Origin of the sequence: Rhizobium sp. CFBP 8762, assembly GCF_014841565.1 — a bacterium.
Taxonomy (GTDB): domain Bacteria; phylum Pseudomonadota; class Alphaproteobacteria; order Rhizobiales; family Rhizobiaceae; genus CFBP-8762.
The window spans coordinates 1-13,233 of the sequence record NZ_JACYUD010000009.1 but is presented as its reverse complement, the minus strand read 5'-3'; the positions used below and the strand labels follow the sequence as shown (position 1 = coordinate 13,233).

Sequence of the window (13,233 nt, the reverse complement as noted above, 5' to 3'; positions counted from 1 at the left end):
CAGAAAAGCCCGCTCCATGGTTCATGAAGCGGGCTTTTGAATAGCCAGAGGGTAGAGCCGAAAAGCTTACTCGGCTTCGGGTGCAGTCTCGGTTTCTTCTTCGCTGACACCAGCTGCAGGAACAGCAATGGTAGCGATGGTGAAATCGCGATCCGTAATAATTGGGGTAGCGCCAGCAGGTAGGGTCACATGCGAAATGTGCACAGTGTCGCCAACCTTCAGGCCCGACAGGTCAACTGTCAGAAACTCTGGAATGGCATCGGCGCTGCAGGACATTTCAACATCATGGCGAACGATGTTCAGCACGCCACCAGCCTTGATGCCGGGGGACTTTTCATCGTTGATGAAGTGAACGGGAACAGCAACCGTTACCTGGCTGTCCTTGGATACGCGCAGGAAATCGACGTGCATGGTGAAGTCACGCACTGGATCCAGCTGGTAATCCTTCGGCAGAACGCGAATTTTCTCGCCGCCAACATCGATGGTGGCAACCGTGGTCATGAAACCACCGGCGTGAATCTTCAGCGTAACGTCCTTGGACGGCAATGTAATGGCGATAGGCTCCTGCTTGTCACCGTAGATGACTGCAGGAATAAGACCGTTGCGACGCAATTCGCGGGAGGACCCCTTACCAACCCGTTCGCGTTTTTCGGCCTTGAGCTCGTATGTATCGTGGCTCACGGCATTTCCTTTCAACGTTAGCACGGCGTAAAGGACTGTGCCCTTTAAAACGTCCGCGTCTTTTCTTAAATGTGGAGCGCATTTCTATCGGTGAACCGATGAAATACGGGGGCGACTGGCACCCCATCCACGTTGCCTCCAAGGGTGTCTACGTGGACTGGTGGTCCATATCCCAGAAACCTTCGTATTGCAACTCAGTAGAAGTCGACGGAGATAGAGACAGTGAGGTCAACGTTTCACGTCTTTATCGTTAGATAAATATTTCCACTTTCTTGTTAAGTTTGCTCGGTGTTGCAAGCACCGTCTATTTTTGTCTCGGAATATTCATGTATCAATTATTGAGCCATATTGGCATGCATCATAATCTCTGGTTGCTCGCACTGGCGACCTTGATCTGCACTTTTGGTTGTGTGTTGTGCATGCGGTTGTTTGTGCGCGCCAAACGGTCAACCCGCCTGGAAAAAGCCAACTGGGTGTTTCTAGCGGCCATGATTGGCGGTTCGGCGATCTGGACCACGCATGTGGTCTGTATGCTGGGATACAGTGCCTTGCAGGAACATGGATACGATCCCATTCTCATCCTGCTGTCCCTGCTGGCTGCCATCGCCGTGACGTTGACCGGCCTGCTGATAACCGCTCTGCCCAAAGCGGGCTTTACGGTGGAACTGGGCGGCGCTGTCATCGGCCTCGGCATTGCGGTGATGCATTATTTGGGTATTGCGGCCTATCAGTTCTCCGGCGCTATTCAATGGGACTACCGTCTGGTCGCCTTGTCGGTTATTTTCGGTGTGGTATTCGGCATGATTGCGACCAACCGTGTTGCGCGGCCGGTCACCCGCTTTTGCAAGCATGGAGGGGCGGTGGGACTGTGCCTTGCCATTCTCTTCACGCATTTTCTGGGCATGGGCGCGATGACGCCTCTGCCGGGAGATTACGTGGCGCAAATCGAGACAACCATACCCTCCAGCAGCCTGCTGGTGCTGGTTATCACCATTACGGCCATGATGTTGTCGCTCGGTGTGGCGACCTATTCCATCGACGCCAGTTCCAGCCGCACAGCGCAGGAGAATGTTCTGCGTCTGTCTGCAGCAGACCCGCTGACCGGCCTCGCAAACCGGTCGGGGTTTCGCGACCATGTCCGCAGCCTGCTGCGGCGGCATGGCGATACGACGGGGCGGGTGGCTGTACTTCTGTTCAACCTTGATCGCTTCAAGGAAGTCAACGAAGTGCATGGCCATGCCGCTGGTGATGCCGTCCTGCGGGATATTGGCCAGCGCATGTCCCTTGTTTTCGGCGAGAACGAGTTCGTCGCGCGGATGAGCGCTGACGAATTCGCAGGCGTTACGGTCAATTTTTTGTCCCGCAACGAAGTCAAGACATTGGCAGCGCGTGTTCTCGAGGAAATATCAAGGCCGACGGAGTGGGAAGGGCTCTCTCTGCAGGTTAATGCAGCCGTTGGAATTGCCCTGTTTCCCTCGGACGGCGGCACGAAAGAGGAGCTGCTGGCCAAGGCCGATCTGGCGCTTCACCGAGCGAAATCGAAAGAGCATTCACCCATCCAGTTCTATGATGCATCTATGGATGACGTGACGCGGGACCGCAGCGTGTTGGCGCTGGACATGCGTTACGCAATCGAACGGGGTGAATTCGAACTTTATTATCAACGTCAGAACAGCGCAATCAACAGCGTTGTCACCGGGTTGGAAGTGTTGTTGCGCTGGCGTCATCCGGTGCGCGGCTTCGTGTCGCCCTATGAGTTCATCGGAATTGCGGAGAGGACGGGCTATATCAACGAGATCGGCAACTGGGTTCTGCGCACCGCCTGTCTGGAGGCAGCAAGCTGGACAGTACCGCTGAAAATTGCGGTGAACGTTGCGCCCAGCCAGTTGTCGGACCCGACATTGCCGCAACGTATCGCACAGGTATTGAAGGAAACCGGATTGCCTGCTTCGCGGCTGGAGGTGGAGATCACCGAGTCCGGACTGCTGGGCGATCAACGCCATGCGCTGCACATTATGCGCCAAATCAAAGCGCTGGGCGTCAGCATCGCCATGGACGATTACGGTACGGGCTACTCGTCCTTATCGACGCTGCAAAGCTTCCCGTTCGACAAGATCAAGATCGACCGTGCCTTTATCAAGGATGTTACGACCAATCGCCAGTCTGCGGCTATCGTTCGTTCAACGCTGATTCTGGCCCAAAGTCTGGATGTGCCGGTGTTGGCCGAAGGCGTGGAAACGACGGCACAGATGCAGTTTTTGTGCCGGGAGGGCTGCAACGAGGTTCAGGGCTACCTGTTCGGTAAGCCCGCGCCCGTATCAGAACTGCGCCCGCTGGTTGGCTGCAGTGCGGAAAAGCAGACTGAAAGTACGGCTTATTCCATCTTGCCCAAAGCAATCGCGATTTGAAGGCAACCCTCGATACATGTTGCGTCGTTGATGCCAATTTCCTGCTACAATCGGATGAATTTAGCACATGAAGCTGCGACCCCAAGGGCAAGTATGAAGCGAGGCCGGTTACGACGGTCGTTAACGGCTCGTTCCATCAATCGAACAGGCTGGATACCGACTCTTCCGCCGATGTGCGGTTGATGGCTTCCCCAAGCAGGCTGGCCGTCGAGATAACGCGAATGTTCGGCGCTGATTGGACCGCTGTTGTCGGCTGGATCGAGTCCGTGATCACCAGTTCCTTCAATTTGGAGGAGGCAACACGGGCAACAGCGCCGCCGGACAGAACGCCGTGTGTAATATAGGCGGTAACGCTCGTCGCGCCATTCTTCAACAATGCCTCAGCGGCATTGCAGAGTGTGCCACCGGAATCAACGATGTCGTCAAGAAGAAGACAGTCCTTACCCACTACGTCCCCGATGACGTTCATAACCTCGGATTCACCGGGACGGTCGCGTCGTTTGTCAACAATTGCCAGCAGACAATCCAGACGCTTTGCCATGGAGCGCGCACGCACCACGCCGCCGACATCCGGCGACACGACAACGACGTTGTCGAGATTGTAGTGTTCCTTGATATCACGCGCCAGAATCGGCACGGCATAGAGGTTGTCGGTCGGGATATCGAAGAAACCCTGTATCTGGCCTGCATGAAGATCCAGCGTCAGTACGCGGTCAGCGCCGGCATGGGTAATAAGGTTGGCGACCAGCTTGGCGGAGATCGGCGTGCGTGGTCCGGGTTTGCGGTCCTGCCGGGCATAACCGAAATAGGGTAGAACGGCTGTGATGCGTCTGGCAGACGAGCGACGAAATGCGTCGATCATGATCAGCAGTTCCATCAGGTGGTCGTTTGTCGGGAATGACGTGGACTGAACGACGAAAACATCCTCACCGCGGACATTGTCCTGAATTTCTACAAAGATTTCCTGATCCGCAAAGCGCCGCACCGTGGCCCGGCCCAAGGGAAGATTGAGATAGGTGCAGATCGATTCAGCGAGGTGCCGGTTCGAATTGCCTGCGAAAACCTTCATGTTGGTCCGCCTGTGCTTGCGTCAGCGGGTTGGCCGCCGAACGCGCATGATACATTTCGTTCGTTTCCAGGTCCACGTGCAACCCGGCAGCGACTTTGAGTGTGCAGTCCAGCGCGCCACGTCATGAGTCTTGCATGAAACCCGCCTTCAGCTTTTGGCCTTTTAGCGTTGTTGAAACTGAATGCAAGCGTCTTGCCCGTGTCACCCGTTTGTATCCCACAAAAAATCGATTTCAACCGCGATGAGAGGCCCGCCACGTCATATATTCGGCAATGGTTTTGTCGCCGATCCGCTGCATGGTTTCTGCCGGAACCGCCGCCCACGGGTCGGCAGCCGTATTGGCAACGCTGTCCTGACCCTGAATGCGGTGCAGGCGGTTGCCGCTGTTGTCCAGCACGTCCCAGACAAATGTAACGGTCGTTTTGCCACCATCGGGGAAGGCTGAGAAATAGCCTTTCAGGATATGTTCGGTGGTCTGGTCCGTCGAGCTTTTGATGTTCAAGCCGTTAGCGCGTGCCTTGACGCCAAGCTCGCGAGACAGCGGTGTGACGGACTGTACCGGAGCGCCGATGATGGGCAGAAAGCGGATGGTGCCGCTGACAGAAGGCGCAGCGGACAATGCCGCCGTGTCCGTTGCCGCTTGCGGTTGACTGGGTGTGTCCAGGGGTTCAGCCTGAGTGGTTTCCTCAGGTTGTGGCATCTGCCCGCCTGTGCGCCCCGCAGGCGTTTGGACAGGTTCACGGCTGTTGCTGACAAGTTGTCGCGCCTGTGCCTCCAGCGAGCCGGGCGGGTCACGATAGTCCGTCTGGGCGGCAGCCAATTGTGTCTGCGCTGTGCTGACGGGAGTTTCGGCAGCGAAGGCGGATGTCTGGCTCGGCGGTTCCAGATTTCGGGTGGCAACCGGTGTCGTTTGATAGGAGACCACCGGCTGCTGGCGCTCCATCGCATCCAGATCAGCCGTGGTAACGGGAGACGACCGGGAGGTGCCACCGCCGACATCCATCGGCGGTATCATCAGGGCGTCTGTGCTGTTGCAGCCCGCAAGACCTGTGGCCAGACCCAGGACTGTAAAAATCGAGGTCAGCTTTTCCATGCTCGCTAGGATACGGCAGGGTTTCTTAACGTTTCATGAGTGGATTCTATATTGCGATAAAATCCAGCCCAAAACGCGAAAGAGCACGGGGCGCACCCTCTGTAGTGATGTAGGTCTGGCCGAGCGTCATGGCGGTTCCGGATTCCGAGTCCATGATGATCATGTGCACGAACAGCGACATGTCGGGCTCAATAGCCTGCGTATTGCCGAGGTGGAACATCTGGTGCTCCATCCATGACGGCGAGAACCGTGCCCCAAGCGAGTAGCCGCAGGCATTCAGACGATGGCGGGCGAGGCCGCGCTCATCCATGATCTTGGCATGAACGTCAAACACTGTGCCAAACGTGTTGCCCGGACGCAGAACCATTTCAATGCCCTGAATGGCCTCCCGGCAGGCGCTGTAGAGTTCACGATGGCGGTTTGAGGGTTCGCCGATCACAATCGTGCGCATCATGGCGGCATGATAATGGGCGCTGGCACCCGCCCATTCCAGTGTCAATTGATCGTTTGCGTCGAGCGTGCGCCGCCCGGCCTTGTAGCGGCACAGCAGTGCATCCGCGCCTGAGCCGATGATGAACTCGTTGGCCGGGTAATCGCCGCCACCGGCGAAAACCGCCCCTTGCATGGCCGCCAGAATATCCGCTTCGCTGCCACCGGGTCTGATCAGTGGCAGGGCGGCATCCAGTGCATCATCGGCAAGGCTTGCCGCCTGTTCCACATATTTGAGTTCCGCGGGGCTTTTAATCAGCCGAAGACTGCTGACAACCATGGAGGCATCGATCAACTCGCCGAAGGTTGACAATTGCCGGTCCAGCAGCCGCGCAACACGCCCGGTCATGCCATGGGTGTCGTATTCGATACCGATGCGCATTCCAAGCAGATCGAGTTCGCTCAGCAGGTTCTTGAGGTCCATTGTTGGGTCGGCGTTCACACGATCCACCCAGACCTGAATAGTCTCGATATTGGACGTATGCCGCGCCTGACGCAAATCAGCCGAGCGTGTCAGAAGCGTCATCGAGCCGTCGGCTTTCACCACCAGCGTTTGAAAGAAGCAGTAGCCGAACGTGTCGTAACCGGTCAGCCAGTACATGCTTTCCTGCGCAAACAGCAGCAGGGCATCGAGCTTTTCCGCCTTCATGGCGGCGGTCAGGCGTTCAAGGCGTTCGGCATATTCCACCGGTTCAAAATGCAGGGCCATGTCAAGTCTCCAGTATCTGTATTGCCGAAATCTGCCGACCGTAATCGGGCTCACCCCGGTGTGTGGTGCGCCTGTAGGAGAAGAAACGCTCCTCATCGTCATAGGTGCACAGATCGAGGTTTTCGGATGTTATGCCGGCTGCTGTCAACCGCCCGCATGTGTAACCGGGCAAATCGAACATAGAATGTCCCGGCTGACGGGACGGTGAGAAGAATGATTGCGACCGGGTGTCCGCTTCCAGAAAACGCGATACGAACTCCGGCCCCACTTCATAATTGCGTTTGCTGATCGATGGCCCGAGGCAGGCGCGAATGGCAGCCCGGTCCGCACCGAGGCTGACCATGGCATCAATGGTGTTTTCCAACACCCCGCTCAACGCACCCTTCCAGCCCGCATGGGCAGCGCCGATCACGTGTGCCTTCGCATCGGCAAACAAAACCGGGCCGCAATCGGCGCTGAGTGCGCCGAGAATCAAACCCGGGGTTTTTGTTACCAGCGCATCGGCTTTGTGGCGTGTGCCGTCATAGGTGTCATCGACCACGACCACATCCGGCGAGTGGATCTGATGCACCGTTGCCAACCGCTCAAGACCGGATTGGAACCATGCCGCAACCCGTGCGCGGTTCTCCATCACATGGTCGGCGGCGTCGTTCGAGCCGACGCCAACATTCAGGCTTGCATAGATTCCATGCGAAACGCCGCCCTGACGCGTGAAAAATCCATGCCGGATGCCAGGAATATCAAGCTCCGCCATCAACAGGCTTTGGATGGGAGACAACATGCAAAGCTCCGTTTGTTTGCAAAGAGAGGCTTAAGTAGGTGGAAGCTTGAACGGAACAAGGTCTACAGCCGGATGGCTGACCGCCAGCACTTTGAACAATTCGCCCATTTTACCCTCGCCGGAACCGGCCAGACGCGCCACATCCATGCGGATGCTTTCCTGAATGACCGCATCCTTGTTGCGGCCTAAGGCGGCGGCCCGCTCCAGCAGACCGAGCATGACAAGGAAATCGCCCTGCGGCAGAATGCCGTTGATGTGCAGGCCGGTGGCACGTGCGCGACGCGCCAGCGCCTCAAAATCCACATGGCTTGTCAGGTCCGCGTCGCCGGGGTGGGCCAAAGGCGGATCGAACTGGTGCTGATAGACGGCCTGCAGTGTATCACCCAGACTGGTGGCCATATGTCCATAGTCAATGATGAGCGCTGTACCGCCAAACGAACGGATGCGCTCCGATAATTGCTGCATGATGGCGTCGCGGGCCGGAGCCAGTTCGAAGATCGAGCCGGTGCGGGCAGTGTCGTAGCCCGTTGGCAATGAAACGGGGTCCAGCGTTGCCACGCCTGCGGCAAAGGTCAGATTGTCCTGTTCATCCAGCGCGACCATACGCTCACGAAAGCCTTGGCCGGTTGCCACAAACTGGCGCATGGGGATGGCGTCGAATAGTTCGTTCGCCACCGCCAGCGTAAACCCTTCGGGCACGGTTTCCAGACTGTCGTGCCATGTGGTCTTGAACTTGTGTTCCACAACCGACTGGCTTTGGACCTTCTGCAAGCGCTCGCTGGATTCCACCAGATGCACCTGCAACTGCCCATAGAGTGCCGGTGCCAGCTTCTGGATCACGCGCAGAATATCGGTCATCATCGTGCCGCGGCCCGGACCGATTTCCACCAGATGCGGATTGTCGGGAGCGCCATGGCTTTGCCAGGCATGAACGAGAAAAATGCCGATCATTTCGCCAAAAAGCTGGCTGATTTCCGGTGCGGTTATGAAGTCGCCATCCACGCCAAACGGATCATGCGTCTTGTAGTATCCGTATTGCGGATCGGAGAGACACAGATGGAAGTAATCGGCAACACTGATGGGTCCAGTGGTGCGGATCAGCGAGCGGAGATGGTGTTCAAGCTTCGTCGTCACATCGGCACCGCACCGCTCAAACCACTTGCCGCGCGGCGCGCGCGCCATATGCCCCAAAGACCAATGGCCAGCATGGGAATGGAAAGAACCATGCCCATAGTCAACCAGCCGCCAGCGAGATAGCCGATTTGCGCATCCGGCTCCCGGAAGAACTCGACGAAAATTCGTGACAAGGCGTAGACGCTGACGAAGACGCCGCTGACCAGCCCTGGCATTTTCAGCGAATGCATCTTGAAAATCATGATGGCGAGCAGGGTAAAAAGGACGATGCCTTCCAGAATGGCCTCATACAACTGGCTCGGGTGGCGGGCAAACGGCCCACCCGTGGGGAACACGAATGCCCAGGGCACATCGGATACTCTACCCCAGAGTTCACCATTGATGAAATTGGCGATGCGCCCGCAAAATAGCCCGATGGGAACGACGGCGGCGACAATGTCAAACAGGCTCCACAGGGGAATGCTATGTTTGCGCGCAAAGATAACCATGGCAAGAATGGTGCCGAGCAACCCGCCGTGAAACGACATGCCCCCGTTCCAGATCTGGAAGATTCGAAGTGGATTTTCGACGACGTTGGGAAAATCGTAGAACAGCACATAACCGATGCGCCCGCCCAGAACGATGCCAAGCGCCACCCACAAGAGAAAATCGTCGAGGTTCAGTTGCGTGATGGGCGATGTGTTGCTGCGCCACAGGGTATTGTTGGCGGCAATGCGTTTGGCATACAGCCAGCCCAACAGGATACCCGCGACATAGGCCAGCCCATACCAGTGAACGGACACCGGACCGATGGAAAACAGCACCGGATCGATATTGGGGAACGGCAAAATTGCCATGGAATTTGCAAGGGTGTTCAAATGACAGGTCCAATCGATTTACGGTTCTCGTGTTAAGCAAACGAACGCGAGCCGTAACATACTTAAATCACTGCATATTTTGCACGCGAATCCTAGCGTGAACCTTGCAGCCACGTGAACCATGGCGCTCGATTTCGGCAGGGTCAAGACGAATGCCTGTCCAATTCCCGGAAATCCCGGTAAATTCAAAGGCAATTTCACTTGCATCGCCCAAAGCGAAACCCTACCTCAACAGCAACCAACACTGGAGACAGACACATGACCACGGGCACAAACCGCATACTCGATGATTTCGCCAAGCTGATGACGGATGCAGCCGGGGCCGCGCAGGGCGTTCGCCGTGAGGTTGAGACCGCGTTTCGCGGGCAGGCGGAACGCCTCCTGAACTCCATGGATCTGGTCAAGCGTGAGGAATTCGATGCCGTGCATGAAATGGCCATCAAGGCGCGCGATGAAAACGATGCCCTGAAGGCGCGGATCGATGCGCTGGAAATCCGCCTCGGCGGCACACAGACCGAAGGTGCCGATACCATTTGAATTTTGGGGCGTGAGAGATTGTCTTTCACGTCCTTTCCTTATGTGTCAGGGGTTTAGCGCGGACTCCCGGTCAGTTTGAGTCAAGTTGCACCAATTGATTTGCTTTTGTCATTCGCGTTTTGCCTTATATTGCAAACCAATTTTTTTCTAAAAGTTTTCCACCTGTGGACACAGTCAAAAAAGCCTTATGGCAGAGTCGGTTATGACTCCTGTTTGAATCTTTTTCCCAATGGCTGTCCACAACCCGGCGCCTTAATTTTCAGTTAAGGGGGCTGGCACGCTGACTCCACCGTTATACACTGATTTTAAATGATGATTCGAAACGGATCACGCAAGTTCGGGGCAGGGTTCTGCCGCTAGAGGTGCGGTGCATTCAGCAATCATCGAGTGTTTGGTCCGGTGTTGGTGTGCATGGTCGTGAAGCCACGATTGCGCATGGCTGCACTGGCATGAAGGTGACGCATGAGCCTGATGGAAATGGGATTTCAACGCCAGTCAAATCCGGTCGATATGATCGAATTTGTTGCTGCCAATAATGACTGGTCGTTTGAACGCTCCGGCGAAGACGAAATCGCCATGACGGTTGAGGGCAAGTGGACGGACTACCACGTGTCCTTCTCGTGGATGGAAGAGTTCGAAGCCCTGCATCTGGCCTGTGCATTTGATATCAAGGTGTCCGAAGCGCGCGTAAACGAGGTCATCCGGCTGTTGTCGCACATCAACGGACAGGTGCTGATGGGGCATTTTGACCTGTGGCGGCAGGAAGAAGTGGTGATATTTCGCCAGTCGCTGCTGCTCGCAGGCGGAGCCGAGCCGACCAACCAGCAGGTGGAAGTTCTGCTCTCCAGCGCCCTTGATGCTTGCGAATGCTATTATCAGGCGTTTCAGTTCGTCGTCTGGTCGGGTCTCGATGCGCAGCGCGCTGTCGATGCGGTGCTGTTTGAAACCGTAGGCGAAGCGTGAACCATGAGTGACATGTCCAATCCAATTGTTCTGGTAGGCGCTGGCAATATGGGTGGCGCTATGCTGTCCGGCTGGCTGAAAAGTGGAATTGACGGCGCATCTGTCGTGGTGCTGGATCCCGGCCCGTCGGAAAGCATGGCCGGTTTGATCGCCGAGCATGGAGCACGTCACGTCCGCCACGCTCCGGATGACCTGAAGGCGGGCGTACTGTTTCTGGCGGTCAAGCCGCAGATCATGGAAGCCGTGATTGCGCCGCTGAAAGGTCTGGTTGGGCCGAACACCGTCATCGTTTCCGTTGCTGCTGGCAAGACATTGGCGTTCATGCAGCAGCATCTGGGGCAGGCTGCCATGGTGCGGGCTATGCCCAATACTCCCGCAATGATCGGACGCGGCGTGACCGGCGCGTTTGCCAATGCGGCCGTGAGCGAGGCACAACGCCAGACGGTCGATCAATTGCTGCGCGTCAGCGGTCCGGTTGAATGGGTGGACAGCGAAGCCGATATCGATTCTGTTACGGCTGTGTCCGGCAGCGGTCCAGCCTATGTTTTCTATCTCGTGGAAGTGATGGCCGAGGCTGGCCGCAAGCTTGGTCTGCCGGCGGAACTCGCCATGCGGTTGGCGCGCGAAACCGTTGCGGGTGCGGGCGAACTGCTCCACCAATCGAGCGATGAGGCGGCGACCTTGCGCAAGAATGTCACGTCTCCCGGGGGAACTACGGCGGCGGCCCTGTCCGTTCTGATGGCGGACAAGGGTATCCAGCCGATTTTCGATGCGGCTTTGGAGGCGGCACGCACACGCGCACAGGAACTGGCGGGATGAGCGATCCGATTTCCTACGAGGATTTTGCCAAGGTCGATATCCGCGTTGGCACCATTGTCGAGGCGGAAGTTTTTCCGCAAGCCCGTAAACCGGCTTACAAGCTGGTGATTGATTTCGGGCCCGAGATCGGCCTCAAAAAGTCATCTGCTCAGATCACTGTGCATTATTCCCCGGAAACGCTGATCGGGCGACAGGTTCTGGGCGTGGTCAATTTTCCACCAAGACAGATCGGGCCGGTACGCTCCGAGGTTTTGACTCTGGGGTTTGAAGATAGCGCTGGCGCTATTGTGCTTGCAGCCGTGGAACAGACCGTTCCAAACGGGCAGAAGCTTCTCTAGAGCATAATCCGACCGGAGCAAAGCGAGAATTGGTAAGATTATGCTTCGAGGCTGCCTTAAAAAGGTATGAGTAATTTCAGTCAGTTGTGGTTCCTTCGGATTTGCAAAGATTCGACGGAGAGCATGATGGCCTGGACGGAAACCACCCGGCGGAATTATGTCCGTCGGACGCTGCGATAGGCAAGCGACGTTACGGATTGCGAATGGGAATTTGTTGCGGCGTTCATGACCGCGCCACGGCGTTTGGGTCGGCCGCGCAAGACCAATTTGCGGGAGGTTGTGAAAGCTCGTCTCTAAATCGCCTCGACGGGTTGTCAGTGGCGGATGCTGCCCAGGGACTTTCCTCCCTGTCCGACGTTCAGCGGTGTTTCTATGAATGGCGGGCCATGGGCCTTTGGTCACGGATCAACCATCACCTCGTCATGGAGGCGCGGGAACTGGAGGGGAAAGAAGCCTTACCGACGGCCGGTGCCGTCGATAGCCAAAGCGTCAAAACAACCGAAAGCGGCAGTATCTGGGGCTTTGATGCGTGCAAGAAATTCTAGGGCCGCAAGCGCCACATCATCGTAAATACACTTGGGCTGGTATTCTGCCTCATCGTGTACAGTGCCGATATTCAGGATCGAGACGGCGCTCCCGATCTCCTAAAATCCATCAGGAACCGATGGCCATGGCTGCTTCTTATCTTCGCCGATGGCGGCTATGCGGGCGACCAGCTGAAAAAGCGGTTGCAGAAAATCGGGAAATGGACACTCGAAATCATCAAACGTTCGGAAAAGGCCAAGGGTTCGAATCCTGCCGCGCCGCTGGGTCGTTGAGCGGACCTTCGCATGGCTGGGTCGATGCCGTAGGTTGGCAAAGGACTTCGAAAAATCCGTTGCTTCAGCAGAAGCTTGGATCACGATCGTTCACATCCGAATGCTCACAAGAAGCCTCGCAAGATATAGATATCGTTGAACCCTTTTTGAGTCCGGCTCTTAGGCCTCCCGTATAATTAAATTCCGCCTGCGTTAATATGTTGAACGATAAAAATAATAATTGGCGTTCACAATTCTAACTTTTGGTTGTATCAACCCTCGGCTTGATCATGTAAACGTATCAATACTCGGCTTTACTTGCTACGTAACTTAAAATATCTCTTTCTAGCTCGGGATCGAGACCATTCTCCTCCGATTTATAGAAATTGTGCCCCCGCCCAAGATACACCTTCGCTAGGCTAGGAATTTCCATGTCCCAACTTTGCGCAGGACGATACATATCTCTTTCGCCCCAAATAACATATGTTGGAATTGCTAGGGCGTGTCGTCAGTTGAGTAGCTTCCGGCGGCAGATTCCCAAATCAGATTTTATGTGAT

The 13,233-nt window shown here is 56.2% G+C and carries 12 protein-coding genes and 1 pseudogene; 6 read left to right on the top strand and 7 right to left on the bottom strand.

Translation table 11 applies throughout. The annotated features are described in order from the left end of the window. Positions 1 to 66: 66 nt before the first annotated feature. On the bottom strand, positions 67 to 681 hold the full coding sequence (locus IFT84_RS18375) for a 50S ribosomal protein L25/general stress protein Ctc (RefSeq protein WP_192122074.1): 615 nt from the start codon (positions 679 to 681) through the stop codon (positions 67 to 69). 326 nt (positions 682 to 1,007) lie between these two features. On the opposite strand from IFT84_RS18375, the gene IFT84_RS18370 reads away from it, so the two are divergent. Next, complete coding sequence (locus tag IFT84_RS18370) at positions 1,008 to 3,089, top strand: putative bifunctional diguanylate cyclase/phosphodiesterase (RefSeq protein ID WP_192122073.1); 2,082 nt, start codon at positions 1,008 to 1,010, stop codon at positions 3,087 to 3,089. A gap of 136 nt (positions 3,090 to 3,225) precedes the next feature. On the opposite strand, the gene IFT84_RS18365 is transcribed toward IFT84_RS18370, so the two are convergent. The 6 genes from IFT84_RS18365 to lgt form a co-directional block, all read right to left on the bottom strand. After that, positions 3,226 to 4,158: a ribose-phosphate pyrophosphokinase gene (locus IFT84_RS18365; RefSeq protein WP_192122072.1), complete on the bottom strand. Its 933-nt coding sequence runs from the start codon at positions 4,156 to 4,158 to the stop codon at positions 3,226 to 3,228. Positions 4,159 to 4,390: 232 nt separating this feature from the next. Then, a complete protein-coding gene (locus IFT84_RS18360) occupies positions 4,391 to 5,251 on the bottom strand; it encodes a hypothetical protein (protein ID WP_192122071.1) in 861 nt (286 codons plus the stop codon). A 46-nt stretch (positions 5,252 to 5,297) separates the two neighbouring features. Beyond that, complete coding sequence (locus IFT84_RS18355; protein ID WP_192122070.1) at positions 5,298 to 6,449, bottom strand: M24 family metallopeptidase; 1,152 nt, start codon at positions 6,447 to 6,449, stop codon at positions 5,298 to 5,300. Position 6,450: 1 nt separating this feature from the next. Next, positions 6,451 to 7,230, bottom strand: a complete 780-nt coding sequence (gene pgeF, locus IFT84_RS18350) for a peptidoglycan editing factor PgeF (RefSeq protein WP_192122069.1) — start codon at positions 7,228 to 7,230, stop codon at positions 6,451 to 6,453. A 30-nt stretch (positions 7,231 to 7,260) separates the two neighbouring features. Then, positions 7,261 to 8,364 (bottom strand): class I SAM-dependent methyltransferase, encoded by a 1,104-nt coding sequence (locus IFT84_RS18345; RefSeq protein WP_342212895.1) that lies wholly within the window; start codon positions 8,362 to 8,364, stop codon positions 7,261 to 7,263. Beyond that, positions 8,361 to 9,221, bottom strand: coding sequence for a prolipoprotein diacylglyceryl transferase (gene lgt, locus IFT84_RS18340; protein ID WP_192122066.1), 861 nt, complete (start codon positions 9,219 to 9,221; stop codon positions 8,361 to 8,363). Before lgt ends, IFT84_RS18345 begins: the two co-directional genes overlap by 4 nt. Positions 9,222 to 9,479: 258 nt before the next feature. Here lgt and IFT84_RS18335 point away from each other — a divergent pair, with 258 nt between their 5' ends. The 5 genes and pseudogenes from IFT84_RS18335 to IFT84_RS18315 all read left to right on the top strand — a co-directional run bounded on the left by IFT84_RS18335 (position 9,480) and on the right by IFT84_RS18315 (position 12,835). Further along, entirely contained in the window at positions 9,480 to 9,758 is a 279-nt protein-coding gene (locus IFT84_RS18335; RefSeq protein WP_192122064.1) for an accessory factor UbiK family protein, read from the top strand. A gap of 462 nt (positions 9,759 to 10,220) precedes the next feature. Continuing rightward, positions 10,221 to 10,721 (top strand): YbjN domain-containing protein, encoded by a 501-nt coding sequence (locus tag IFT84_RS18330; protein ID WP_192122063.1) that lies wholly within the window; start codon positions 10,221 to 10,223, stop codon positions 10,719 to 10,721. 3 nt (positions 10,722 to 10,724) lie between these two features. Beyond that, positions 10,725 to 11,540, top strand: a complete 816-nt coding sequence (proC, locus tag IFT84_RS18325) for a pyrroline-5-carboxylate reductase (protein ID WP_192122062.1) — start codon at positions 10,725 to 10,727, stop codon at positions 11,538 to 11,540. Beyond that, positions 11,537 to 11,878 (top strand): tRNA-binding protein, encoded by a 342-nt coding sequence (locus IFT84_RS18320; RefSeq protein WP_192122061.1) that lies wholly within the window; start codon positions 11,537 to 11,539, stop codon positions 11,876 to 11,878. Before proC ends, IFT84_RS18320 begins: the two co-directional genes overlap by 4 nt. 126 nt (positions 11,879 to 12,004) lie before the next feature. After that, positions 12,005 to 12,835, top strand: a pseudogene (locus tag IFT84_RS18315) (IS5 family transposase). Positions 12,836 to 13,233: the final 398 nt, after the last annotated feature.